Below are 23,893 nucleotides of genomic sequence, written 5' to 3'. Positions count from 1 at the left end.
CGGAGCCATGGCAGACATCGGTCCCGACACCCTGGCCGGACTGCGCGAGTCCTCGCGCGAACTGCGCCGCCTCATTCCGGACGTCTACAAGGGTTTCTCCGAGACCCACAAGGCGGCTCTGTCTCCCGGTGTGCTCGACACGAAGACCAAGGAACTGATCGCCCTCGCGATCAGCCTGTCGAAGCAGTGTGACGGCTGCATCGCGTCGCACTCCCGCGGTGCGGCACGCGCCGGCGCGACGCGGGAGGAGGTCGCCGAGGTGATCGGCGTCAACCTCCTCATGGACGGTGGCCCGGCGACCGTCTACGGTCCGCGCGCCCTCGCCGCCTTCGACGAGTTCGCCACTCCGGCCGAGTAGGCGCCGGCCCGTACCGGGATGCCGCGTCGGTGGCGGGCGGGTCAGCGCCGGCCGAGCCGTCCTCGACTGCGCAGACGCCCCCCGGGGAGCTCCGGTGCAGGCAGCCACTCGCGCCCGTGGCGCGGCTCGTAGCCGTCGACGGTCCCGAACCGGTCGGAACGCGCCTGCCACTCCTCGCGGTAGCGGGCCACCTCGTCGTGGTCCCGCCCGATGAAGTTCCACCACATGACGATCTCCTCGTCGTACGGCGCGCCGCCGAGGACCATGGCTCGGACCGGTTCGTCCGCCGAGCGTAGAGTCATCGTCCTGGCGCCGCAGTCGCGGATCGCGAGCTCACCCCGGTCGAGTGCCCTTCCGTCGACCGACAGCTCACCGACGTCGAGGAGCACGCCGTGCTCGTGATCGGGATCGAGGGCGACGGTCCACTCGGTGTGCGGCGCGAGGTGCACCTCGGCGCCGAGCAGTGGCGTGAAGGTGTCGACCGGAGACCGCTCACCGGCCAGCTCGCCGACGAAGACGCGCGCCCGGACGCCGTCGGCCATCTCCACCGCCGGCGCCGCGTAGTGCTCGAATGCGCGCGGCGCGTCCCGGTCGGCCTCGGGCAGGACGACCCACAGCTGGACGCCGTGCAGGGTCGTCGTCGACGCCGTCGACACCTCGGAGTGGGCGATCCCGCCACCGCTGGTCATGAGGTTGACCTCGCCGGGACGCACCATGGCGTGGTAGCCGGCGGAGTCCCGGTGCTCGATCTCACCCTCGAAGAGCCAGCTCACCGTCTGCAGTCCCGTGTGCGGGTGGGGTGCGACGTCCATCCCGCCGGTCCGCGCGACGTCGTCCGGGCCGTAGTGGTCGACGAAGCACCACGCGCCGATGAACGAGCGCTCCCGGTGCGGGATGGTCCGCCGCACCGTCATCGCCCGCGGGCCGCCGAGCGGCACCTCGCGGGGGGAGAGGACCACGAGGGTGTCGTGGTGCTCGTGCTCGCCGGTGCAGCGCACCGGCTCGGGGTCGCGCTCGGGATTGCTCATCACCCCATTGTGGTCACCCGTGCGACGTCGTCGTCGGCCCGGACCGGGTCACGCCGCCGATCCCCGACCCGGGACCCGGGACCGGCGCGCAGCGGGTGTGCGCCATGATGTCCCTCGTGACCCGCGCGACAGGCATCGGCTCGTGGCCCGGTGACGACCCTCGCGAGGCGCTCGTCACGGTGCGCGACCTTCTCCTCGACCCGGACGGGCTCGGGATCCCCTACGTCGCCGAGACGCCCTCCCGGGGCCCCGGAGCCGACATCGTCGGTCGAGGAGCCGCGGTGCTGACCGACCTGCCCGTCGAGCTCACCCCCTCCGGATGGCGGCTGACCGCCCGACCCGGCCGGGACCTCGAACGGAGTCGCTCGTTCTGGCGTCAGGACCTCGACGAGCTGGCCGAGGCCTACGACGGGTACACCGGTCCGCTGAAGATCTCGGTGGCGGGTCCGTGGACGCTTGCGGCGGCGATCGAGCTGCCCCGGGGTGAGCGGGCCGTGAGCGACCTCGGCGCCGCGTTCGACATCGCGGCCGCGCTCGCGGACGGCATCGCCGTCCTCGTCGCCGACCTGGGCCGACTCCTCCCCGGGGTCGAGCCGATCGTCCAGGTCGACGAGCCCACGCTTCCGGCGGTGCTCACCGGGACCCTGCCGACGGCATCGGGGTACGGCCGCGTCCCGGCCGTCGACACGCAGCAGGCGCTGCAGGCTCTGACGGTGGTGACCGGCGCATACCCGGAGACGGTGATCCACTGCTGTGATCCCGTGGCCCCCATCCCCGTCCTGCGCCAGAGCGGGGCCGGCGCCGTCTCACTCGACCTGACGGCAGCATCCTCGGCCCGGTGGGAGTCGGTGGCGACAACACTCGAGTCCGGGACCGGCCTGTATGCGGGGCTCCTGCCGACCGACGGGAGCGGCTCGGTGCGGGACGCCGCGGCGCGCGTGCTCGAGGAGGCCGAACGCGTCGGCATCGAGCAGAGCGTCCTCGATGCGGTGGTCGTGACACCTGCGTGCGGGCTGGGCCTGCGCAGCCGGGAGACCGCGCTGGCGGTGCAACGGGCGGCGGTCGACCTCGCGGGTGAGCTCAACGCCGTCGTCGGGGGCGCGTCGGCCGGCCTCGGTTGACGCGCGGTGGTGCCGATGTCCGCCACTCGGGTTCCCTGGCAGGTGAAGCTGTCCACTCTCGCCCTGATCTGGGGTTCGAGCTTCCTGCTCATGAAGGTCGGCCTCGACGACCTGCATCCGGTCCAGATCGTCACCCTCCGCATCGTGCTCGCCGCTGTGACGCTCGTGCTGCTCCTCCGCGTGAGCGGAGGTCGGCTGCCTCGTGGGCGGCGCGTGTGGGGCCACCTGTTCGTCTGCTCCCTGTTCCTCACCGTGCTGCCCTTCACCGGGTTCGTCACCGGTGAGCTCTACGTGAGCTCGGCCCTGGCGGGTATCGGCAACGCCACGACGCCGATCGCCACGGTGCTCTGCGCTCTGGCGATCCTCCCGAGCGAGCGGCTCACCTCACGCAAGCTCCTCGCCGTCGCCTTGGGGTTCGTCGGCGTCGTGGTCATCGCCGAGCCGTGGAACCTCACCGGGCGTCCCGATCCCCTGGGCTTCGCTCTCGTCGTCCTCGCGGCGACGTCCTACGGTCTGGGATGGACCTACAACCGTCGCACTCTCGCCGACGTCGACCTCGGGGGTCTGGCCCAGCCGACCGCGCTGTTGCTCTGCGGCACCGTGGCGGTCGTGCCGCTCGGGCTCGGGTGGTGGCTGCTCGGGGCGGGCGGCCGCAGCGCTCCGTGGCACCTGGCCGGGCAGGACCGGGCGACCGACGCATACCCCCTGTGGCTGTCGCTCGGGGCCGTCGCCGTTCTCGGCATCGTCGGCACCGGCCTCGCCTACATCCTCCAGTACGACGTGGTCCGCGCGGCAGGAACGGTGGTCGGCTCGACGGTCACCTACCTCATCCCGGTCGTGTCCGTCATCCTCGGGGTGCTCGTCCTCGGCGAACGCCTCGGGCCGGCGCAGCTGGTCGGCTTCGCGATCGTCCTCGGGGCGGCCATCGCGGTCAACCGTGTTCCCAGGACCCAGATCGCGGCGGCTCCGGGCGGTGCGCCCAAGGTGCCGGTCGTCGAACCCGGCGACCGATAGGTTCGGGGCATGGCCACTCGTCGCCGCTGGGTGCTTCGCACCCTGCTTGGGCTCCTCGGACTTCTCGTCATCGCCCTCGTCGCGGGGTACTGGTACGCCCGCCCGCTGCTCCTGACCGGCACGGGCTACGCCGCCCACAATGCGTGCGCGCTGGCAGAGCTGTCCGGCCGCACCGACGCGGCTTCGGACCTGCCGCCCAACCCGCTGTTGCCCTACCTGCGGACGTCCACCGACGACGACGGCAGTGTCACCGCATCGGTGTTCGGACTCCTCGCCCGACAGACCGCCACACCCATCGAGGGATACGGCTGCACCGTCGGCGACCCCGCCGACCTGCCGCCGCGCGAGCCCATCGACCCGAGCGCCAACACCATCGTGGCGTCGGCCGGCGCGGAGGATCCCGCGATCCAGGAGGCCATCGGGCGTGCCTTCGGCGACGACCTCGACGAGGCCGCCCGGGAGGACCTCGGCACCCGCGCGGTCGTCGTGCTGTCAGGCGGGCAGGTGGTCGGGGAGCGCTATGCCGACGGGTTCGACGAGCAGACCCGTCAGCTGGGCTGGTCGATGTCCAAGAGTGTCGCGAGCCTCCTCACCGGGCGACTCGTGCAGGAGGACGTGGTGACCCTCGACGACTCGGGCCTACGGCCGGAGTGGACCGACGACCGCGCCGACATCTCGATCGAGGACCTGCTCCGGATGCGGTCCGGGCTCGCCTGGGACGAGACCTACGATCTCGGGACTCCGATCACGGAGATGCTCTACATGGCCGACGACATGGCCGGCTTCGCCGCGGACCAGCCGTTGGCGGCTCCGATCGGCCAGGTCCAGCAGTACTCGAGCGGAAGCACGAACATCCTGTGCTCTGCCCTCCTGGACCGGGCCGACGCGGACGCCCGACTCGCCGACGAGCTCCTGTTCGCTCCCCTGGGACTGAGCTCGGCGGTGTGGGAGACCGACGGAACCGGCCTGCCGGTGTGCAGCTCCTACCTCTGGGCCACTCCTCGTGACTGGGCGGCTCTGGGGCAGTTCGCGCTGCAGGACGGCGTGTGGGACGGACAGCGGCTCCTCCCCGAGGGCTGGATGACGACCTCGGCGACGGTCGTGACCCCCGCCGAGTCCGATGCCGACGGCTATGCCCTCAGCTGGTGGGCCAACCAGCGCTCGGACGGGTCGTTGCGGTTCCCGGTGCTGCCGAACGACGCCTACTGGATGAGTGGCCACGACGGCCAGCGGGTCTACGTCGTCCCCTCCGCGGATCTCGTGGTCGTCCGGATGGGGTTCAGCCCGGGCGTGGAGGCCGAGGATCTGCGTGCCAACGAACTGGTCGGAGAGGTCGTCGACATCCTGGCGCGATGACGAACGGCGCCTGGTCGCGGCCGGAGTCGGGCGGGGTGGCGCCGTCGGTGTCGGGTGGCACGATAACCCTCATGGCGACGACCGAACGCGGCCCCTCGGACGACCTCGGGACCACCGACCTCAGCAGCGCGAACGCCCGGGTCCAGGAGCTGCGTGAGCGGATCGAGGAGGCGAGCGCCGCCTACTACGACCGGGACACGTCCCTGATCTCGGATGCCGAGTACGACGCGCTCGTCCGTGAGCTCGAGGCGCTGGAGCGGGAGCACCCCGAGCTGCAGAGCCAGGACAGCCCCACCCAGCAGGTCCAGGGCGGAGCGGGCGGTGCACTGCCGACGATCGAGCACCTCGAGCGGATGCTCAGCCTCGACAACGTCTTCAGGGTGGAGGAGCTGCGGGAGTGGTGCGCGAAGACCGAAGCCGCGGCCGGGCGGAGCGTGGCATGGCTGACCGAGCTGAAGATCGACGGCCTGGCGCTCTCGCTGCGCTACGAGCGGGGCGTGCTCACCTCGGCCGCAACTCGCGGCGACGGGCGCACCGGTGAGGTCGTGACGGCCAACGCGCTTCGGATGGCCGACGTCCCGGACCGCTTGTCGGGCGAGGACCACCCCGAGGTGGTCGAGGTGCGCGGCGAGGCCTTCATCGCCGTGGCCGCGTTCGAGCGGCTCAACGCGCTGCAGGAGGAGCTGCGGGGTCGGGCGGTCGAGCAGGCCCGGGATCGCTGGGAGCAGCGTGGGCGCCGGGGTGAGTTCGACCAGCAGGTCGAGCACGAGCGGGCGACCCGGCGGTTCCCGACCTTCGCCAACCCCCGCAACGCCGCGTCGGGCGGGTTGCGTCAGCTGCTCGACAAGAAGTCCGGTCTGGAGCGCGAGGCGGGGGATGCCCGGATCGCCGCCCTGTCGTTGTTCGTCCACGGGATCGGGGCGTGGCCCGACCCGCCGGTCGCCTCCCAGAGCGAGGTGTATGCGCTGCTCGCCTCCTGGGGTCTGCCCACCAGTCCCTATCTGCGGGTGCACGACGACGTGGCGGGAGTGGTCGACTTCGTCGAGCAGTACGGCGAGCGCCGCCACTCGGTCGAGCACGAGATCGACGGGGTCGTCGTCAAGGTCGACGAGCTCGACCTGCACGACGAGCTCGGCGCGACGAGCCGGGCGCCGCGGTGGGCGATCGCCTTCAAGTACCCGCCCGAGGAGGTGCACACCCGGCTGCTCGACATCCTCGTCGGGGTCGGACGCACCGGCCGCGCCACGCCGTACGCGGTCATGGAGCCGGTGCACGTCGCGGGCAGTGTCGTTCGGCAGGCGACGCTGCACAACCAGGAGGTCGTGCGCGCCAAGGGGGTCCTCATCGGCGACACCGTCGTGCTGCGCAAGGCCGGCGACGTCATTCCGGAGGTGCTGGGGGCGGTCGTCGAACTGCGAGACGGCTCGGAGCGTGAGTTCGTCATGCCGACGACGTGCCCCGAGTGCGGCACCGCGCTGCGGCCGATGAAGGAGGGCGACATCGACGTGCGCTGCCCCAACGCGCGCGCGTGTCCCGCACAGGTCCGCGGCCGGGTCGAACACATCGGCTCCCGAGGGGCACTCGACATCGAGGCGCTCGGCGAGGTGACCGCCGCCGCGTTGACGCAGCCGACGCACCCCGCCGAGCCGCCGCTGGTGACCGAGGCCCGGCTCTTCGACCTCAGTCTCGACGAGCTCATCCCGATCGAGGTCGTCGTGCGCGACGCGGACACGGGCGAGCCGAAGGTCGACGACGAGACCGGTGAGCCGGTCGTGCGCCGGCCCTTCCAGCGGGTCGAGCTGACCTACCCGCCCGGAACCGAGAAGATGACGGCGGCGGAGCGTCGTCGCGCCGGGATCCGCAAGGACCACCGCCTCCTCCACCCGTCGGCCCAGGCGACGACGCTCATCGAGCAGCTCGGGGCCGCGAGGACCAGAGAACTGTGGCGTCAGCTCGTCGCCCTGAACATCCGGCACGTCGGTCCCGTCGCGGCGAGGGCGCTCGCCGACTGGTTCGGCTCGCTCGAGGCGATCGAGAGCGCCGGTGCCGAGGAGCTGGCCGAGGTCGAGGGTGTCGGACCGACGATCGCCGCGGCCGTTGTCGAATGGCTCGCGGTCGACTGGCACCAGGAGATCCTGACCAGCTGGCGCGCGGCCGGGGTCCGGTTCGCCACCCCCGGACACCCCGGGCCGGGAGGACACGGCGACCGCGGCGGGGTGCTCGCCGGCCTCACCGTCGTCGCCACCGGGTCCCTCGAGGGCTACACCCGTGACGAGGCCCAGGAGGCGATCATCGCGGCCGGTGGGAAGGCCGCCTCGAGCGTGTCGAAGAAGACCGACTTCGTCGCCGCGGGGCCGGGGGCCGGGTCCAAGCTCGCCAAGGCCGAGCAGCTCGGCATCCGCGTCCTCGACGCTGTCCAGTTCAGGGTGCTCGTCACCGAGGGCCCGGACGCGCTGCCGCCACCGTCGTCGGAGTCGGACTGAGCCCTCGGACCGAGCCGTCCGACCGGACTCACAAACCGGTGCGTTCTTCCTCACCCGGTGCGGTGCACTGACATCGGTGCGCTACAGCACACCGAACACGCTGCAGCGCACCACACGACGAAGATCACGGCGGCTCGGCGGCTCGCGACCTCGGCACGTTGAGATCGAGGGCGACGGCGACCATCCGGGTCATGAAGATCAGGGCGACGCACAGCCAGGTGGTCACCGGATTGAGCCATCCCAGGCGGTCGAGGCCGACGACGAGCGCGGCGCCGGCGAAGGCGGGCACCGCATACAGCTCGCGTTGCAGCACCTCGGGAACCTGGCGGGCGAGGACGTCGCGGATCATTCCGCCACCGATCGCCGTGACGCCCCCCACGATGACGGCGGCGAGCCACGGGCTGTCGAGCTGGATCGCCTTGAGTGAGCCGGACACGGCGAACAGCGCGAGACCACCCGCGTCGAGGATCTTGACGAGCCGCGAGACGAGCCCGACCCGACGCGGCCGACGCCGGGCCACTGCCCGGAGCCTGCCGTGGAAGGTGAACACGAGAAGACCGGCGAGCAGGCCGGACAGGACGAGCCGCCAGTCGGAGATCCCCACCGGGGGAGTGGCGCCGAGCAGCAGGTCGCGGATGATGCCTCCGCCGAGCCCGGTGACCCAGGCGAGGACGAGCACCCCGAAGAGGTCGAGCCGCGCCCGCAACGCGACCAGCCCGCCGGACAGCGCGAAGACGAAGACGCCGATGATGTCGAGCGCCACCTGCACCGAGGCGTCGGAGGTGACCATGGACCCGGGTAGCTCAGACCCCGAGTGGTGCAGTCTGCAGCGCCGTCACGGCGGCCTTGGAGCCGCGGGCGTCGAAGTGGGCGTGGGTGGCCCGGCCGAATCCGAGCAGGGCGAGCTCGCCCGGGGCCGCAGTGACGGTGACGGATCCCCGTCGCGACGGTGCCTTCACCGCGATCCGGCCGTATCCGGGAGCTGCGAGGACCAGCCCGGCGTCGACCTTGCGGAAGAGCAGCTTGGCGGTCCGCTTCAGCGCGGTCCAGACGCCCTGGGCCGTTTCCTCGGACAGCTCTCGAACGACAGATGGGTCGCCGGCACGCAGGATGTCCTCGTGGTGGATGAAGAACTCGAGGGTGTTGACCGCGTCGTCGACGGCGGCGATCTGGGTGGGGTGCCACGCGGGAGGCCCCGACCGGACGCGCTCGACGAGCTCGGGCCAGGGGGTGGCCGTCGCGAGCTCGTTCTGCTCCCGCTCGAGCCGGTCGCTGACACCGGGCAGGTGGGCGGCGACGACGAGGTCGGGACGGTGCTCGCGCAGGACGAGGTGGGCTGCCAGGTCGCGCGTGCGCCAGGGGGAGCAGAGCGTCGGCGCGTCCGGTCCGACCTCGAGGAGTGTGTCGCACAGGGCGGACCGTTCGGCTGCGGCGACGGCTCGGGTGGGCACGGTCACGGTCCTTCCGGAAGGTCGGGGGCGGTGAGGTCGAGGTGAGTCTCCCCGCGCATGGTCTCGTCCTCGATCATGACGAGTTCCACGGTCGGCTCGAACCGCTCGTCGTCGAGGGTGACGACTGCGGCACCGAAGCGGGAGAGGACGAACTCGAAGCGGGGGCCGTCGTGCCGGATCGAGTAGTAGGTCGCAGGGGCGCCGATGAGGTGCGCCCCGCCTGCCCGCCCCTCGAACGCTTCGTGGGTGTGCCCGGAGAGAACGACCAGCGGTGCGGGGTGAGCGGTCACCGCTCGCTCGGCCTCCGCCCCGCCGGCGAGGACGAACCACTCGTGACTGCTGCGCGAGACGATCGGGTGGTGCATGAGGAGCACTCCCGGGCGGTCGGCGAGCTCGGCCAACGCGGGGACCACGCCGTCGGCGACACCGGCGATCTCTCCCTCGACCTGGGTCTCGATGCCGACGAAGGTCCAGGGGCCGACCTGCCCGCGGGCCTCGCCGAAGGCGGCCCGGACCGGCGCGGAGAGGTCGTGGTTTCCGGGGACGGCGAGGATGACCGGAGCGAGCCCGTCGAGCAGGTCCCGGACCTCCTTGGCGCCCACGTCGCTGCCGTCGTCGCAGACGTCGCCGGTGACGACGACCGCGTCGAAGGGGCCGTACGGGCGTACGCGCTCGAGAACCTGCTCGAGGCGGGAGCGGATGTCGATCTCCGGGTGCAGGGTCTGCGCCCCGGGGGCGTGCAGGTGGGTGTCGCTCAGGTGCAGGATCCGGGTCACGCGGCCGAGCCTATGCGGTGCCGTGTGCCTCGCGCAGGAGGTGAGCTCGGGCTCGGCCGACGCGTGGTCGTGTCATCGGGCCACCGCGGGGACACCTAGACTGCTGGCCATGTCCGACCCCACCCGCGACAGTCTCACCCGCGACGATGTCGCGCACCTCGCCTCGCTGGCCCGGATCGACCTGTCCGAGGCCGAGCTCGACCACCTCGCCGGCGAGCTCGCGGTGATCCTCGAGTCCGTGGCGACCGTCTCGTCCGCACCGATCGAGGACGTCGAGCCGATGAGCCACCCGATGCCGCTGGTCAACGTCACCCGGCCCGACGAGGTGCGCCCGAGCCTGTCACCCGACCAGGCGCTCGCGATGGCGCCGGACGCCGAGGAGCAGCGCTTCTCGGTGCCCCGCATCCTCGCCGAAGACTGAGCCTCGACTCGGTCGACGTCTGCTTCCACCCGTCACGACACTCAGGACAGCCATGACCTCCTCCGATCTCATCCGGCGCACCGCCGCCGAGCTCGCCGACCTGCTCACCGCCGGAGAGGTGAGCTCGCGCGAGCTCACCGAGGCCCACCTCGAGCGGGTGAGCGCCGTCGACGAGCGGATCCACGCATACCTGCACGTCGACGCGGAGGGGGCGCTCGCCGCCGCCGCCGACGTCGACCGTCGCCGGGCGGCGGGTGAGTCACTCCCGGCGGCGGCCGGGGTGCCGATCGCGGTCAAGGACGTCCTGACGACGAAGGGTCTGCCGACGACGTGCGGCTCCCGGATCCTGGAGGGCTGGATCCCGCCCTACGACGCGACGGTCGTGCGGCGGCTCAAGGAGGCCGGCCTGCCGATCCTCGGCAAGACGAACATGGACGAGTTCGCGATGGGCTCCTCGACCGAGCACAGCGCCTACGGCCCGACCCGCAACCCGTGGGACCTCGAGCGGATCCCCGGCGGTTCGGGCGGCGGCTCGGCGGCGGCCGTCGGCAGCTTCCAGGCGCCCTGGGCGATCGGCACGGACACCGGTGGCTCGATCCGTCAGCCCGCCGCCGTGACCGGCACGGTCGGCACCAAGCCCACCTACGGCGGGGTGTCGCGCTACGGCCTCGTCGCCCTCGCCAGCTCGCTCGACCAGGCCGGCCCGTGCACGCGCACCGTCCTCGACGCGGCGTTGCTGCACGAGATCATCGGTGGCCACGACCCGATGGACTCGACCTCGATCGCGGACCCCCTCCCACCGGTCGTCGAGGCGGCCCGCCGCGCCGACGTCTCGGGGATGCGCATCGGAATCGTCCGTGAGCTGACGGGCGAGGGCTTCCAGGCGGGCGTCCAGCAGCGCTTCGACGAGGCCGTCGCCCACCTCGTCGACGCCGGCGCCGAGGTCGTCGAGGTCTCCTGCCCCAGCTTCACGTATGCGCTGGCCACCTACTACCTCATCCTCCCGAGCGAGGCGAGCAGCAACCTCGCCAAGTTCGACGCGATGCGCTACGGCATGCGGGTCTGGCCGGAGGGGGCCCCGGACGCGAGCGCCGAGCAGGTCATGGCCGCCACCCGCGACGCCGGCTTCGGCGACGAGGTCAAGCGGCGGATCATCCTCGGCACGTACGCCCTCTCGAGCGGGTACTACGACGCGTACTACGGCTCGGCGCAGAAGGTGCGCCGACTCATCGCGAACGAGTTCGCCGCCGCCTTCACCCGGGCCGATGTCCTGATCAGCCCGACAGCACCGACGACGGCGTTCCGCTTCGGCGACAAGCTCGACGACCCGATGGCGATGTACCTCAACGACATCGCGACGATCCCGGCCAACCTGGCCGGGCTGCCCGGCATCTCGGTGCCGAGCGGCCTCGCGCCCGAGGACGGGCTCCCGACGGGCTTCCAGGTCCTCGCGCCCGCGATGGCCGACGACCGGCTGTATGCGGTGGGCGCCGCCCTCGAGGCGCGTCTGCTCGCCGAGTGGGCTGCTCCGCTGCTCGACGGTGCGCCCGACGTCACGTCCCTGCCGATGCCCGCCGCCGCGACGAAGGAGGACGCCCGATGAGCACCTCGACCCAGCGGACCACCGACGCCGTCCTCGACTACGACGACGTCGTCGCCGCATACGACCCGGTCATGGGCCTCGAGGTGCACGTCGAGCTGCACACGAACACCAAGATGTTCTGCGGCTGCCCGACGGCCTTCGGCGCCGAGCCGAACACCCAGGTCTGCCCGGTCTGCCTCGGCCTGCCGGGCGCGCTGCCGGTCGTCAACGCCGTCGCGGTCGAGTCGGCGATCCGGATCGGCCTGGCGCTGAACTGCGAGATCGCGTCGTGGTGCCGGTTCGCGCGGAAGAACTACTTCTACCCGGACATGCCGAAGAACTTCCAGACCAGCCAGTACGACGAGCCGATCGCGTTCAACGGCTGGCTCGACGTCGAGGTCCCGGCCGAGAGCGGCGAGGGCACCGAGGTCTTCCGTGTCGAGATCGAGCGGGCACACATGGAGGAGGACACCGGCAAGTCGACCCACGTCGGCGGTGCGACCGGTCGGATCCACGGCGCGACGCACAGCCTTGTCGACTACAACCGCGCCGGCATCCCGCTCATCGAGATCGTCACCAAGCCGATCCTCGGGGCGGGGGAGCGGGCGCCCGAAGTGGCGCGCGCATACGTCGCCGGCCTGCGGGACCTGCTCAAGGCCCTCGACGTCTCGGACGTTCGGATGGAGCAGGGCTCGATGCGCTGCGACGTCAACCTCTCGCTCATGCCCAAGGGCGCCGACCGCTTCGGCACCCGCAGTGAGACGAAGAACGTCAACTCGCTGCGCTCGGTCGAGCGGGCGGTCCGCTACGAGATGTGCCGCCACGGCGCCGTGCTCCAGGGCGGCGGCAGCATCGTCCAGGAGACCCGGCACTGGCACGAGGACACCGGCGTGACGACGTCAGGGCGCGAGAAGTCCGACGCCGACGACTACCGCTACTTCCCCGAGCCCGACCTCGTGCCGGTCGCTCCGCCCCGCGAATGGGTCGAGCAGCTCCGCACGACGCTGCCCGAGCCGCCCGCCGAGCGTCGCAAGCGGCTCCAGTCCGACTGGGGCTTCAGCGATCTCGAGATGCGCGACGTCGTCAACGCCGGACTCGTCGAGCTCATCCAGGAGACCGTCGTCGCTGGCGCGTCGCCCGCGGCCGCCCGCAAGTGGTGGTCCGGTGAGATCGCGCGCCGTGCCAACGCCGAGGGTCAGGACGTCCCGACGTATGCGGCGGTCCTGGGCGTCACGCCCCGCCACGTCGTCGAGCTCGAGTCGCTCGTCACGAGCGGGCGGCTCAACGACTCCATGGCACGTCAGGTCTGGGAGGGGGTGCTCGCGGGCGAGGGGACGCCAACGGAGGTTTCCGATGCCCGCGGTCTGGAGCTCGTCCAGGACAGCGGCGCCCTCGAGGCCGCGGTCGACGAGGTCATCGCCGCCAACCCGGACATCGCCGACAAGATCCGCGACGGCAAGGTCCAGGCGGTCGGAGCGCTCATCGGCCAGGTGATGAAGACGATGAAGGGTCAGGCCGACGCCTCCGCCGTCCGCGAGCTGATCATCGCCAAGCTCACCTGAGCCGGGCGGCCTGACCACCTGACGAGCGATGGGGGGCGACCGTGCCCGGAACCATCCCTCGTCGAGAACTGTCGGTCAGCGGCGGCCGCCTCCGAGAAGGCCACCGAGGAGGTCACCCAGCCCGCCGAACGGGTCCTTGGATCCACCGGCCGCGGCGCCGCCCGCGGCGGCCCCACCCGCCGCTCCGCCGAGGACCTGTCCGAGCATGTCCTGCAATGATCCCGGCGCGCCGGCCTGACCGCCGCCCCCGGTCTGCGTCGGCAGGCTCGGGCCGGCGTCGACCGAGCGCCCCGCACCGCCGAGTCCGCCGCCCTGCAGCTGCTTGGCCAGATAGGACAGGACGATCGGAGCGAGCATCGGCAGGAGCTTCTTGATGAGGTCGCCTCCCATGCCGCCGCCGGCGCCTCCGAGAGCGTGCACGACCTGGTCCTCGTTGCTGCCGAAGATATGCGAGCTGATCTTCTCGCCGTCGCGAGTGTCGACCCGGTCGAGGTCGACGCGCTCGCCGAAGAGGCCGTCGTCGTGCTGGCCGATCGCGTTCTGGAGCGACGCGGCTCCCTGCGGGTCGGCGGCGTTCGCCTGCATCCCGCCGAGGAGCGCGGGTAGGGCCATCGAGGCCGCCTGCCTCGCGGTGGTCTCGTCGGTGCCGAGCTGGCGCGCCAGCTGGTCCATGGGGAGGGCGCTGAGGATGTCATCGAGACCGGACATGTGGTCGTCCTTTCGGATCGGCCGGTCAGCGGTGACCGGCGCTGTCGGTGGAGCCGAGGGCGCCGAACGGCACCGACCGGCTCGGTGATCGACAACCTACTGCGTGCACGCTGAGTAGCGTGGGTTGCGTGTCCTCGTCGTCGTCCCTGGTCGTCAGCCTCCCGGACGTTGAGTGGATCGAGGCGGTCGGACCCGTTGAGGGGACCGAGCTCGTCGTCGCGGGCCTGCTCGACGTGCCCGAGCGTGCTGCTGAGATCGAGGTCTGCGTGCCGCCCTACATGCGGCGCTACGACCGCGCGCTCCTTCGGGCGATGCCGGCGCTGCACCTCGTCCAGCTGCTCACGGCCGGCTACGACGGGGTGCTTGAGGTGCTGCCCGAGGGCGTGTCGCTCGCCAACGCGGTCGGCGTCCACGACACCTCAACCGCCGAGCTGGCCGTCGCCCTCACCCTGGCCTCACTGCGCGGCATCCCGCAGTTCGTCCGCGACGGTCTCGAGGGGCGGTGGGCGGCGCCGATGATCTACGACGCCCTCGCCGACCTGCGTGTCGTCGTCCTCGGCTACGGAGCGATCGGGCGGGCGGTGACGCGCCGGCTGCTGCCCTTCGAGGTGCGCGTCGAGGCGGTCGCGAGCCGGCCGCGGGCCGGGGACGACCTCGTCGACCGGGTGCACGGCATCGATGACCTACCCGCGCTGCTCGCAGGCACAGACGTCCTCGTCGTCAGCGTGCCGCTGTCGGAGGCCACGCACCACCTCGTCGACGACGGCCTGCTCGCCGCACTCCCCGACGGGGCTCTCGTCGTCAATGTCGCCCGGGGCGGGGTCGCCGACACTGACGCGATTCTGGCGCATGCCAAGCGGCTGCGGTTCGCCCTCGACGTCACCGATCCCGAGCCGCTACCGCCCGACCACCCGCTGTGGCGTGAGCCGAACGTGCTCATCAGCCCGCACACGGGCGGGCCGACGACGGCGTTCCGTCCGCGCGCGGTGCGTTTCCTGCGGGAGCAGCTCACCGCATACGTGCAGACGGGGACCGTGCCGCACATCGTGGCCGGACCCGGCCGCGGCTAGCCCGCAGATGCGCGAGTGACCCGGTCGACGACCGCCTCGGCGACCTCGGCGGGGCGCCGCTCGGGGAGCCAGTGGCCGGCGTTCAGCTCGACGAACCGGTACTCGGCGCCCGTGACGTACCGGGCGGTGGCGTCCGCGGCGGCCCTGCCGAGAGCGGGATCATGGCGGCCCCAAAGGTAGGTCGTGGGGATCCCGACCACCTCCGTTCCCCGCAGCAGGTGCATCGGAGGATGCCTGGCTGCGGCGCGGTACCACGCGAGCGGCCCGCGCAGCGTCTCAGGTGTGTCGAACCGCGAGGCGTACTCGGCCGCAACGTCGTCGGGCAGGCCCGAGGCGCGCAACGTGGCACCGAGCGTGCGGGCCAGGACCGCCTCCGGAAGCAGCGGGAGCTGGATCAGGGCCATGTACCAGCTCTTCAGGGGCTGCAGGGACCCGACCATGGACCGGGCCAACGCGCTCGGGTGCGGCGTCGAGAGCACGGTCAGGCTGCGGACCCGTCCGGGATGGCTGATGCCGAGATACCAGGCCAGTCCGCCGCCCCAGTCGTGTCCGACGACGTGTGCAGAACCCAGACCGGCGTCGTCCAGCACGGCCAGGGCGTCCTGCGCCAGCTTCTCGAGTCGGTAGGCCGACACCTGATCGGGGCGGGCGCCGGGGGTGTAGCCGCGCTGGTCCGGCGCGAGCGTGCGCAGCCCCGCCGCGTGCAGGTCCGGCTGGACGCTGCTCCAGCATCGGGAGTCCTGCGGGAAACCGTGCAGCAGCAGGACCGGCTCGCCGTCCGACGGGCCGCCCTCCCGGACCGGGAGGACGAGCCCGTCGTGCTCGACGACGCGTGTGGTCACGGTGCGCCGCTGGGCACGGTCGGGTGGGCCTCGCCGTGCGCGCTCATGAGATGACGGCGTCGATCGTCGTGTCGTGATCGTCCTTGAGTACGACGATCGCGTCGTGAGACATGTGCGCTCTCCTGCTGGTCGCGAAGGGGTCGCTCGGATGCTATCGCCGCAGGTCGGATCAGGGACAGGGGTGGAGCGCGGGCCGTGGCGGACTCACTGCACGATGAGGCGTCCCGCACGCAGGCCTGGCGCGTGAGGGCTGGCGCCCCCGGCCGGAGAGTGCGGGCCGGCCCCCATCCGTCGAGGACAGTGACGAAGGAGTCAACAGGAGGCCCACCCCGGATCGCTGACGGCGCCCCGGCGCAGTGGCATATTGGGGACATGACGACGGCGTCCGAAGACCGAGTCCTCGTCCTCGTCCGGCACAGCCAGGCCGGTGAGGGCAATCCCGACGCTGAGCGAGAGCTCACCGACAGCGGCTGGGAGGACGCGCGCGAGGCGGGTCGGTGGCTGCACGCCTACGGACTCGGCATCGACGAGGTCCTCTGTTCGACCGCAACCCGGGCGCGGCAGACCTGCGAGGCGATCTGGGAAGGCGGGTGCAGCGAGGCGGACGTCCACCATGACTCCCGGGTCTACAACGCCAGCGCCCAGCGCCTGCTCGACGTGATCCGCGAGGCCGACGCGGACGCCACCGTCGTCATGGTCGTCGGACACGCGCCGGGAATCCCTTATCTGACGAGCATCCTGGCCGACGGTGAGGGCAGCGAACAGGGCCACGAGGCGCTGGCGGCCGGCTTCCCGACCACCGGCATCGCGATCCTGTCCTACTCGGGCCGCTGGTCCGACCTCGCCCCCGCCACGGCGCGGCTGGACCGGTTCCACGTCGCCCGCGCCATCGTTCCCGCGTGACCACTCCACCGCGCGTGACCACTCAACGCCTCGGGAGCCCTCGACCCCACCCGTGAGACGCCTGGGCCGGCGCCCCGCACCCCACCTAGACTTCTGAGGTATGCCTGCACTTCGGTCCCGCACCTCGACCCACGGCCGGACCATGGCGGGCGCCCGTGCCCTCTGGCGGGCGACCGGCATGACTGACGGCGACTTCGGCAAGCCGATCGTCGCCATCGCCAACAGCTTCACGCAGTTCGTCCCCGGACACGTCCACCTCAAGGACATGGGCCAGCTCGTCGCCGGAGCAGTGGCGGAGGCCGGGGGAGTGGGACGCGAGTTCAACACGATCGCCGTCGACGACGGAATCGCGATGGGTCACGCCGGCATGCTCTACTCGCTGCCGAGCCGAGAGCTCATCGCCGACGCGGTCGAGTACATGGTCAACGCCCACTGCGCCGACGCGCTGGTCTGCATCAGCAACTGCGACAAGATCACTCCGGGCATGCTCATGGCCGCGTTGCGCCTCAACATCCCGACCGTCTTCGTCTCCGGCGGACCCATGGAGGCCGGCAAGACCCAGGCCATCGAAGGGATCGTCCACAGCAAGATCGACCTCATCGACGCCATGATCGCCTCGAGCAACGACGCCGTCACCGACGACCAGCTCGACCAGATCGAGCGTTCCGCCTGCCCGACCTGCGGCTCCTGCTCGGGCATGTTCACGGCCAACTCGATGAACTGTCTCACCGAGGCGATCGGGCTGTCCCTGCCGGGCAACGGGTCGACGCTGGCGACGCATGCCGCGCGCAAGGACCTGTTCCTCACCGCGGGCCGCACGGTCGTCGAGATCGCCAAGCGCTACTACGACGGCGACGACGAGTCGGTCCTGCCGCGCAACGTCGCGAGCCACGACGCCTTCCGCAACGCCGTGGCCCTCGATGTCGCGATGGGGGGCTCGACGAACACGATCCTGCACCTCCTCGCCGCCGCCCGTGAGGCGGACCTCGACTTCTCCATCGACGAGATCGACGCGATCAGCCGTCGCGTGCCGTGCCTGTCGAAGGTCGCGCCGAACAGCCAGCAGTACCACATGGAGGACGTCCACCGGGCCGGCGGGATTCCAGCCATCCTCGGCGAGCTCAACCGGGCCGGGCTCCTGCAGACCGACGTGCACGCCGTCCACAGCCCGAGTCTCGAGCGGTGGCTCGGCGAATGGGACATCCGCAGCGGGTCCGTGAGTGAGCGGGCGGTCGAGCTCTTCCACGCCGCCCCGGGCGGCGTGCGCACGACCGAGGCCTTCTCGACGACCAACCGGTGGGCGAGCCTGGACACGGATGCGGCCGAGGGGTGCATCCGGGACCTGGCCCACGCATACACCGCCGATGGCGGCCTGGCCATCCTGCGCGGGAACGTCGCCCCGGACGGGTGCGTGGTCAAGACCGCCGGTGTGCCCGAGGAGGTCTGGCACTTCGAGGGACTGGCGCGCGTCTACGAGTCCCAGGACGACGCCGTCTCGGGCATCCTCGCCAAGGAGGTCCAGCCCGGGGACGTCGTCGTCATCCGCTACGAGGGTCCGCGCGGCGGCCCGGGCATGCAGGAGATGCTGTACCCGACCTCCTTCCTCAAGGGTCGAGGGCTCGGCCAGAAGTGCGCCCTCATCACCGACGGGCGGTTCTCCGGCGGGACGAGCGGGCTCTCGATCGGCCACATCTCGCCGGAGGCGGCATCCGGCGGAGCGATCGGACTGGTCGAGACCGGCGATCCGATCGTCATCGACATCCCGAGCCGCTCGATCCACCTCGACGTCTCCGACGAGGTCCTCGCCGAGCGGCGGGCCAAGCAGGAGGCTCGGGAGCGGCCCTGGACCCCCGTCGACCGCGACCGGCCGATCAGCGCTGCGCTGCGCGCCTACGCGTCGATGGCGACCTCCGCCTCCGACGGCGCGGTCCGGCTGGTCCCGTAGGTCGCGCCGCGTCGATGCCGCCGTCCGGGTCCTCCCCGGCCCTGCGCCTGCGGGGTCTGTCCAAGGCATTCGGCGCGATGTGGGCGGTCCGTGAGCTCAGCCTCGAGGTCCCCCGCGGAACGCTGTACGGCATCGTCGGGCCCAACGGTGCGGGCAAGACGACGACGCTGTCGATGGCCACCGGGCTGCTCCGACCCACGGCCGGCGTGGCCGAGGTGCTCGGGGTCGACGTGTGGGCCGACCCGCCGCGGGCGAAGGCGCTCATGGGAGTCTCGCCGGACGGGTTGCGTCTCTTCGAGCACCTCACCGGGCGCGAGATGCTCGCATACGTCGGAGCGCTGCGCCGGCTCGACCCCGCCGTGGTGGAGCAGCGGTTGGGGGAGCTGCTCACGGTCCTCGACCTGAGCGCGGACCAGGACGTCGTCGTCGCCGACTACTCGGCCGGCATGGTCAAGAAGATCTCCTTGGCCGCGGCCCTCATCCACGCCCCGGCCCTGCTCGTCCTCGATGAGCCCTTCGAGGCGGTCGACCCGGTGTCCGGGCAGGTGATCCGCTCGATCCTGCGACGCATCGTCGCCGGCGGTGGGACGGTCGTGATGTCGAGCCACGTCATGGAGCTCGTCGAGGGCCTCTGCGACCACGTGGCCGTCGTCGCCGCAGGCGCGGTCCTCGCCGCCGGGCCGATCGACGAGGTGCGTGGCGGCCGGTCGATGCACGACCGGTTCCTCGAGCTGGTGGGCGCCCGGCCGGACAGCGGCGAGGGTCTGTCCTGGCTGAGCGCCGCACGCCCGTGATCGGGCTCGTCGTCCAGCTCCGCTGGCGGCTCTGGTCCAGGCTGGTGCAGCGCAACGTCGGGTTGCTCGTCTCGACGATCATCGGTGTCCTCGTCGGGCTCGGACTGACCGCCGTGGCAGTCTCCGCGCTGGTGGGTGCCGGGCTGGCCGCCCCCCAGCTGCGCGGAGCCGCAGTCATCGCGCTCGCAATGCTCACTCTCTCGTGGACGGTCCTGTCGGTCCTCGCGGCGGCCGCCGACTCGACGGTCGACCCGTCTCGGTTCGCGGTGCTGCCGGTGCGGCCCCGGCCGCTGGCCGTCGGGCTGTTCACGGCCGTCCTCACCGGGATCCCGCCGGTGCTTCTCTCGATCGTGGCGCTCGCCACCGTCGTCACCTGGTCGGACCGGGCCTCCTCCGCGGCGGCGGCGCTCGGCTCCGCGGTTCTCGGGGTCCTGCTCACCGTCCTCCTCGCCCGGGTGGTCGTCGGCCTCCTCGCCGGCGTGATGTCGAGCCGCCGGGGCCGGGCGGTCGGAGCGGCTCTGATCTCGCTCGTGGCGCTCACCCCGGCAGCACTCGGGCTCGCCCTGGGGAGCGGACTGCCCGCGACGACGCTCGACACCTCCGACCTCGACGCGGCCGCGACCGTCGTAGGGCGCACCCCGGTCGGCTGGCCCTGGGCGATCCCCATGCACGTGCAGGCCGGCGACCACGCCGCCGCCGCCCTGACGACGCTGCTCACCGTCGGCGCCATCGCCGCCTTGTGGGCGCTGTACGAGCGGCAGGTCGCCCGCGCCCTGACGGCTCCGCTGCGATCCGTGGGTGACCAGCGCATCCGCGGGCGCGGACTCATCCTGCGCTGGGCGCCCTTCGGAGCCCTGGGAGTGATCGCCGCCCGGCGTCTCGTCATGTGGCGACGGGACACCCGCCTGGTGACCGTGGCCGTGCAGTCCCTCGTCCTGCCGCTCCTGCTCGTCACCCAGTCCCTCGTCACCGGTGAGGCGTGGTCGGCCCGGATCGCCCTCATCGCTCTGGCCGTGCTCTCCGGTCTGACCCTGCTCAACGACCTCGCCTATGACGGCACGTCCTGGGCCCTGCACGTGACGACCGGGGTGCGGGGCTGGCAGGACCGCCTGGGTCGGGTCATCGGCACCGCGCTGCTCTACGTCCCCCTCCTCGCGATCCTGTATGCGGTGCTCACCGGCCTCGACCTGGTCCCGCCGGACGCCCGCTGGCCATCGCTCGTCATCGTCGCCCTCGGAGCCGGTCTCGGCACCGCCTGCCTCGTCGGGGCCCTCATGCCGGGGGTCGCTCCGAAGCCGGGCGGCAACCCGTTCGCCAGCACGACCGGTTCGGGCACGCAGGGCCTCGTCGGCGGCCTCGTCGCGTTCATCGTGCCGATCGGCTGCCTCATCCCCGTCGCGGTCGCCGGACTGGTCGTCCCGGAGAGCGCGCCCGCCCAGGGGATCCTGCTCGTCGGCTCCGTGGTCTGGGCTGCGACCCTGCTGGGCGCCGGGATCACCCTCGGTGGCATGCGCCTCGACGCTCGCGCGCCGGAGATGCTGGACCGGCTCAGACGCGCGGAACTGTGACCCTGGCAGCCGTGATCCCGGCGGCTGTGACCCATCGCACCCGACCGGATGCTGGGACGAGGCGTCTCGACCATTGACACGGTGTGAGCGCGCGGCGAAAGTAGGCATGTGCCACTCGTCCTCGTACTTCACCAGCGCGCTCGCTGACGCGACCCGCCCGACGAGCGCGCTCTCCCTCTTGGTCCACTGCGGACGGGAGGGTTTTTTCTTGCCCGCACCACCGCATACCGTCCGACCGACCTGCACGACCACCGACCGAATCCCACCAGCAGCACGACACCCGAAGGGAATGACGTGAGCGACATGGCCACGCACCCCACCCCCACCCCCCCGGCTGCGCCGTCGAAGCGGCATGGGGGCTCCCGGCCGACACCGTCGGACCTCGCGGCGACCGCCCGGGCCCGCACGCCGGTCGAGGTCACCGGCGCCCAGAGCCTCGTCCTCTCGCTCGAGGCGCTCGACGTCGACACCGTCTTCGGACTGCCGGGTGGGGCGATCCTGCCGGCCTACGACCCGCTGATGGACTCGGTGCGGGTGCGGCACATCCTCGTCCGGCACGAGCAGGGGGCCGGCCACGCCGCCGAGGGGTATGCGGTGGAGACCGGCAAGGTCGGCGTCTGCATGGCGACGAGCGGGCCGGGTGCGACCAACCTCGTGACGCCGCTGGCCGACGCCTGGATGGACTCGGTGCCGATGGTGGCGATCACCGGGCAGGTCAGCTCGGCGGCCATCGGGACCGACGCCTTCCAGGAGGCCGACATCCGGGGGATCACCTTCCCCGTCACCAAGCACAACTTCCTCGTGACCCGAGCCGAGGAGATTCCTCAGGTCATGGCCGAGGCGTTCCACATCGCGAGCTCCGGACGCCCCGGGCCCGTGCTCGTCGACATCACCAAGGACGCTCTTCAGGCTCACACGACGTTCTCGTGGCCTCCGAAGATGGAGCTTCCCGGGTACCGTCCGGTCACCAAGCCGCACGCCAAGCAGATCCGTGAGGCGGCCAAGCTCATCACCGAGGCCAAGCAGCCGATCCTGTATGTCGGGGGTGGCGTCATCAGGGCCCGGGCGAGTGAGCAGCTCTGCGAGCTCGTCGAGCTCACCCGGATCCCGCTCGTGACCACGCTCATGGCGCGCGGTGCCGTGCCGGACAGCCACCCGCTGCACCTGGGCATGCCCGGCATGCACGGCTCGGTCGCGGCGGTGACCGGCCTCCAGCAGTCGGACCTCATCATCGCCCTCGGGGCCCGGTTCGACGACCGGGTCACGGGGCAGCTGTCGAGCTTCGCACCCAACGCACGGATCATCCACGCCGACATCGACCCGGCGGAGATCGGCAAGAACCGCACGGCCGACGTGCCGATCGTCGGGGACTGTGCCGCGGTGATCACGGACCTCGTCGCGCAGATCCGAGCGGACCACGAGGCCGGCCGCCGTGGTGACTACACGGAGTGGCGGGAGACGACGACCCGGTGGAGCCGGGACTACCCCGTCGGCTACACCCCGCCCGAAGACGCCGAGGCCGTGGCGCCGCAGTACGTCATCGAGCGGATCGGCGCGATCGCCGGGCCGGATGCGACCTACGTCGCCGGCGTCGGCCAGCACCAGATGTGGGCGGCGCAGTTCGTCCGGTACGAGCGGCCGAACAGCTGGATCAACTCCGGCGGCCTCGGCACGATGGGTTTCGCGGTCCCGGCCGCCATGGGAGCCAAGGCGGCCGACCCCGACCGGGTCGTGTGGGCCATCGACGGCGACGGGTGCTTCCAGATGACGAACCAGGAGCTGGCCACCTGCGTCATCAACGACATCCCGATCAAGGTCGCGATCATCAACAACAGCTCGCTCGGCATGGTCCGGCAGTGGCAGTCGCTGTTCTACAACGAGCGGTACTCCAACACCGACCTGCACACCTCGGTCGGCAGCCGCGTGCCCGACTTCGTCAAGCTCGCCGAGGCCTACGGCTGCGTGGGACTGCGGTGCGAGCGGCCCGAGGACGTCGACGCCACCATCCGCAAGGCGATGGAGATCACCGACGTGCCCGTCGTCATCGACTTCGTCGTCGAGCGCGACGCGATGGTCTGGCCGATGGTGCCTGCCGGCGTGTCCAACGACGCCATCCAGATCGCCCGCGGGCTCTCGCCGAAGTGGGACCGCGAGGACGACCCCGCCACCGAGCAGGGTCTCGACGCCGACGGCAGCGGAGTGCATCACGGCACCCCCGGGGCCTCGGCGCTCTATCCCGAGGGGTCGGCTGGCGGCACCGGCTCAGGGACGGACGCGACGTCGACGGAGGAGACCGAATGAGCAAGCACACCCTGTCCGTCCTCGTCGAGAACAAGCCCGGTGTCCTCGCCCGTATCGCGAGCCTGTTCGCCCGGCGTGGGTTCAACATCGACTCCCTCGCCGTCGGCCCGACCGAGCACCCGGAGATCTCGAGGATGACGGTCGTCGTCGACGTCGAGGATCTTCCGCTGGAGCAGGTGACCAAGCAGCTGAACAAGCTCATCGAGGTGCTCAAGGTCGTCGAGCTCGACCCCGCATCGTCGGTGCAGCGGCAGGTCATGCTCATCAAGGTCCGTGCCGACCAGTCCGCGCGACCGCACATCATCCAGACCGTCGAGCTGTTCCGCGCCGCCGTCATCGACGTCGGCACCGAGACGCTGACCATCCAGGCGACCGGCAACGCCGAGAAGCTCCGCGCCCTGCTGGAGGTGCTCGAGCCGTTCGGCATCAAGGAGCTCGTCCAGTCCGGGCACATCGGCATCGGCAGGGGCTCGCGCTCCATGACCGACCGGGCGCTGCGCAGCGCCTGACCCGTCCACCGCTCGGGCGGGCCGACCCGCGGTCGGTGCCACCGCATACCCTCGACCCGAGCACCTGACGACCCACCTGCCCACCGCACCCGCACACCCGC

21 protein-coding genes are annotated in these 23,893 nt (G+C 71.7%); 15 read left to right on the top strand and 6 right to left on the bottom strand.

Annotated features, from left to right (window positions below; translation table 11 throughout):
* Nucleotides 1-7: 7 nt before the first annotated feature.
* On the top strand, nt 8-358 hold the full coding sequence (locus tag GA707_RS00855) for a carboxymuconolactone decarboxylase family protein (protein ID WP_152176535.1): 351 nt from the start codon (nt 8-10) through the stop codon (nt 356-358).
* Between the two features lie 41 nt (nt 359-399).
* Here the strand turns inward: GA707_RS00855 and GA707_RS00850 are convergent, their stop codons facing one another.
* Complete coding sequence (locus tag GA707_RS00850) at nt 400-1,386, bottom strand: pirin family protein (protein ID WP_152176534.1); 987 nt, start codon at nt 1,384-1,386, stop codon at nt 400-402.
* 116 nt (nt 1,387-1,502) lie between these two features.
* Between GA707_RS00850 and GA707_RS00845 the strand changes: the two genes are divergently transcribed.
* From GA707_RS00845 to ligA, 4 genes are all read left to right on the top strand, one after another.
* Nucleotides 1,503-2,507, top strand: coding sequence for a methionine synthase (locus GA707_RS00845; protein ID WP_152176533.1), 1,005 nt, complete (start codon nt 1,503-1,505; stop codon nt 2,505-2,507).
* A 15-nt stretch (nt 2,508-2,522) separates the two neighbouring features.
* On the top strand, nt 2,523-3,521 hold the full coding sequence (locus tag GA707_RS00840; protein ID WP_226963439.1) for a DMT family transporter: 999 nt from the start codon (nt 2,523-2,525) through the stop codon (nt 3,519-3,521).
* 9 nt (nt 3,522-3,530) lie between these two features.
* Nucleotides 3,531-4,877, top strand: a complete 1,347-nt coding sequence (locus GA707_RS00835) for a serine hydrolase (protein WP_152176531.1) — start codon at nt 3,531-3,533, stop codon at nt 4,875-4,877.
* Between the two features lie 71 nt (nt 4,878-4,948).
* Entirely contained in the window at nt 4,949-7,360 is a 2,412-nt protein-coding gene (gene ligA / locus GA707_RS00830) for an NAD-dependent DNA ligase LigA (RefSeq protein ID WP_152177010.1), read from the top strand.
* Between the two features lie 124 nt (nt 7,361-7,484).
* Here ligA and GA707_RS00825 read toward each other — a convergent pair whose 3' ends face one another.
* The 3 genes from GA707_RS00825 to GA707_RS00815 are packed head-to-tail and all read right to left on the bottom strand — an operon-like array spanning nt 7,485 to nt 9,587.
* Complete coding sequence (locus tag GA707_RS00825; RefSeq protein ID WP_152176530.1) at nt 7,485-8,150, bottom strand: trimeric intracellular cation channel family protein; 666 nt, start codon at nt 8,148-8,150, stop codon at nt 7,485-7,487.
* A gap of 13 nt (nt 8,151-8,163) precedes the next feature.
* The gene (locus GA707_RS00820; protein WP_193315101.1) at nt 8,164-8,811 is read right to left on the bottom strand and encodes a TIGR03085 family metal-binding protein; all 648 of its coding nucleotides are present in this window, start codon (nt 8,809-8,811) and stop codon (nt 8,164-8,166) included.
* A gap of 2 nt (nt 8,812-8,813) precedes the next feature.
* A complete protein-coding gene (locus tag GA707_RS00815) occupies nt 8,814-9,587 on the bottom strand; it encodes a metallophosphoesterase (protein ID WP_152176528.1) in 774 nt (257 codons plus the stop codon).
* A 109-nt stretch (nt 9,588-9,696) separates the two neighbouring features.
* On the opposite strand from GA707_RS00815, the gene gatC reads away from it, so the two are divergent.
* From gatC to gatB, 3 genes are read left to right on the top strand one after another with little or no spacing between them, the layout of a single operon-like run.
* Nucleotides 9,697-10,008 carry an Asp-tRNA(Asn)/Glu-tRNA(Gln) amidotransferase subunit GatC gene (gene gatC / locus GA707_RS00810; protein ID WP_152176527.1) on the top strand — a complete coding sequence of 104 codons (312 nt, stop codon included), beginning with the start codon at nt 9,697-9,699 and terminating at the stop codon, nt 10,006-10,008.
* Between the two features lie 52 nt (nt 10,009-10,060).
* A complete protein-coding gene (gatA, locus tag GA707_RS00805) occupies nt 10,061-11,611 on the top strand; it encodes an Asp-tRNA(Asn)/Glu-tRNA(Gln) amidotransferase subunit GatA (RefSeq protein ID WP_152176526.1) in 1,551 nt (516 codons plus the stop codon).
* Complete coding sequence (gene gatB, locus GA707_RS00800; protein WP_152176525.1) at nt 11,608-13,152, top strand: Asp-tRNA(Asn)/Glu-tRNA(Gln) amidotransferase subunit GatB; 1,545 nt, start codon at nt 11,608-11,610, stop codon at nt 13,150-13,152. The genes gatA and gatB overlap by 4 nt, the downstream gene beginning before the upstream one ends.
* 75 nt (nt 13,153-13,227) lie before the next feature.
* Here the strand turns inward: gatB and GA707_RS00795 are convergent, their stop codons facing one another.
* Nucleotides 13,228-13,860, bottom strand: coding sequence for a DUF937 domain-containing protein (locus tag GA707_RS00795; RefSeq protein ID WP_152176524.1), 633 nt, complete (start codon nt 13,858-13,860; stop codon nt 13,228-13,230).
* A 128-nt stretch (nt 13,861-13,988) separates the two neighbouring features.
* Here GA707_RS00795 and GA707_RS00790 point away from each other — a divergent pair, with 128 nt between their 5' ends.
* Nucleotides 13,989-14,930 carry a 2-hydroxyacid dehydrogenase gene (locus tag GA707_RS00790; protein ID WP_226963437.1) on the top strand — a complete coding sequence of 314 codons (942 nt, stop codon included), beginning with the start codon at nt 13,989-13,991 and terminating at the stop codon, nt 14,928-14,930.
* Here the strand turns inward: GA707_RS00790 and GA707_RS00785 are convergent.
* Nucleotides 14,927-15,772: an alpha/beta fold hydrolase gene (locus GA707_RS00785; protein ID WP_152176522.1), complete on the bottom strand. Its 846-nt coding sequence runs from the start codon at nt 15,770-15,772 to the stop codon at nt 14,927-14,929. The genes GA707_RS00790 and GA707_RS00785 overlap by 4 nt on opposite strands.
* A 372-nt stretch (nt 15,773-16,144) precedes the next feature.
* Between GA707_RS00785 and GA707_RS00780 the strand changes: the two genes are divergently transcribed.
* The 6 genes from GA707_RS00780 to ilvN all read left to right on the top strand — a co-directional run bounded on the left by GA707_RS00780 (nt 16,145) and on the right by ilvN (nt 23,792).
* Nucleotides 16,145-16,675 (top strand): histidine phosphatase family protein, encoded by a 531-nt coding sequence (locus GA707_RS00780; protein WP_152176521.1) that lies wholly within the window; start codon nt 16,145-16,147, stop codon nt 16,673-16,675.
* A 100-nt stretch (nt 16,676-16,775) separates the two neighbouring features.
* A complete protein-coding gene (gene ilvD / locus GA707_RS00775; RefSeq protein WP_152176520.1) occupies nt 16,776-18,620 on the top strand; it encodes a dihydroxy-acid dehydratase in 1,845 nt (614 codons plus the stop codon).
* 14 nt (nt 18,621-18,634) lie between these two features.
* Complete coding sequence (locus GA707_RS00770) at nt 18,635-19,414, top strand: ABC transporter ATP-binding protein (RefSeq protein ID WP_152176519.1); 780 nt, start codon at nt 18,635-18,637, stop codon at nt 19,412-19,414.
* Nucleotides 19,411-20,982 carry a hypothetical protein gene (locus GA707_RS00765; RefSeq protein WP_152176518.1) on the top strand — a complete coding sequence of 524 codons (1,572 nt, stop codon included), beginning with the start codon at nt 19,411-19,413 and terminating at the stop codon, nt 20,980-20,982. Before GA707_RS00770 ends, GA707_RS00765 begins: the two co-directional genes overlap by 4 nt.
* 303 nt (nt 20,983-21,285) lie before the next feature.
* Entirely contained in the window at nt 21,286-23,283 is a 1,998-nt protein-coding gene (locus GA707_RS00760) for an acetolactate synthase large subunit (RefSeq protein WP_152176517.1), read from the top strand.
* Nucleotides 23,280-23,792 (top strand): acetolactate synthase small subunit, encoded by a 513-nt coding sequence (ilvN, locus tag GA707_RS00755; protein WP_152176516.1) that lies wholly within the window; start codon nt 23,280-23,282, stop codon nt 23,790-23,792. Before GA707_RS00760 ends, ilvN begins: the two co-directional genes overlap by 4 nt.
* The last annotated feature ends 101 nt before the right edge of the window (nt 23,793-23,893 follow it).

The organism is Nostocoides sp. F2B08 (genome assembly GCF_009184895.1).
Taxonomy (GTDB): domain Bacteria; phylum Actinomycetota; class Actinomycetes; order Actinomycetales; family Dermatophilaceae; genus F2B08.
The sequence above is the reverse complement of the archived record's forward strand: the minus strand, read 5'-3'. Positions and strand labels throughout refer to the sequence as shown.

Bases quoted from the DNA above. Each gene is read 5' to 3' on its own strand.
- GA707_RS00855 (WP_152176535.1), top strand. From the start codon at position 8: ATGGCAGACATCGGTCCCGACACCCTGGCCGGACTGCGCGAGTCCTCG.
- GA707_RS00850 (WP_152176534.1), bottom strand. From the start codon at position 1,386: ATGAGCAATCCCGAGCGCGACCCCGAGCCGGTGCGCTGCACCGGCGAG.
- GA707_RS00840 (WP_226963439.1), top strand. From the start codon at position 2,523: ATGTCCGCCACTCGGGTTCCCTGGCAGGTGAAGCTGTCCACTCTCGCC.
- GA707_RS00835 (WP_152176531.1), top strand. From the start codon at position 3,531: ATGGCCACTCGTCGCCGCTGGGTGCTTCGCACCCTGCTTGGGCTCCTC.
- ligA (WP_152177010.1), top strand. From the start codon at position 4,949: ATGGCGACGACCGAACGCGGCCCCTCGGACGACCTCGGGACCACCGAC.
- GA707_RS00825 (WP_152176530.1), bottom strand. From the start codon at position 8,150: ATGGTCACCTCCGACGCCTCGGTGCAGGTGGCGCTCGACATCATCGGC.
- gatC (WP_152176527.1), top strand. From the start codon at position 9,697: ATGTCCGACCCCACCCGCGACAGTCTCACCCGCGACGATGTCGCGCAC.
- gatA (WP_152176526.1), top strand. From the start codon at position 10,061: ATGACCTCCTCCGATCTCATCCGGCGCACCGCCGCCGAGCTCGCCGAC.
- gatB (WP_152176525.1), top strand. From the start codon at position 11,608: ATGAGCACCTCGACCCAGCGGACCACCGACGCCGTCCTCGACTACGAC.
- GA707_RS00795 (WP_152176524.1), bottom strand. From the start codon at position 13,860: ATGTCCGGTCTCGATGACATCCTCAGCGCCCTCCCCATGGACCAGCTG.
- GA707_RS00780 (WP_152176521.1), top strand. From the start codon at position 16,145: ATGACGACGGCGTCCGAAGACCGAGTCCTCGTCCTCGTCCGGCACAGC.
- ilvD (WP_152176520.1), top strand. From the start codon at position 16,776: ATGCCTGCACTTCGGTCCCGCACCTCGACCCACGGCCGGACCATGGCG.
- GA707_RS00770 (WP_152176519.1), top strand. From the start codon at position 18,635: ATGCCGCCGTCCGGGTCCTCCCCGGCCCTGCGCCTGCGGGGTCTGTCC.
- GA707_RS00760 (WP_152176517.1), top strand. From the start codon at position 21,286: ATGGCCACGCACCCCACCCCCACCCCCCCGGCTGCGCCGTCGAAGCGG.
- ilvN (WP_152176516.1), top strand. From the start codon at position 23,280: ATGAGCAAGCACACCCTGTCCGTCCTCGTCGAGAACAAGCCCGGTGTC.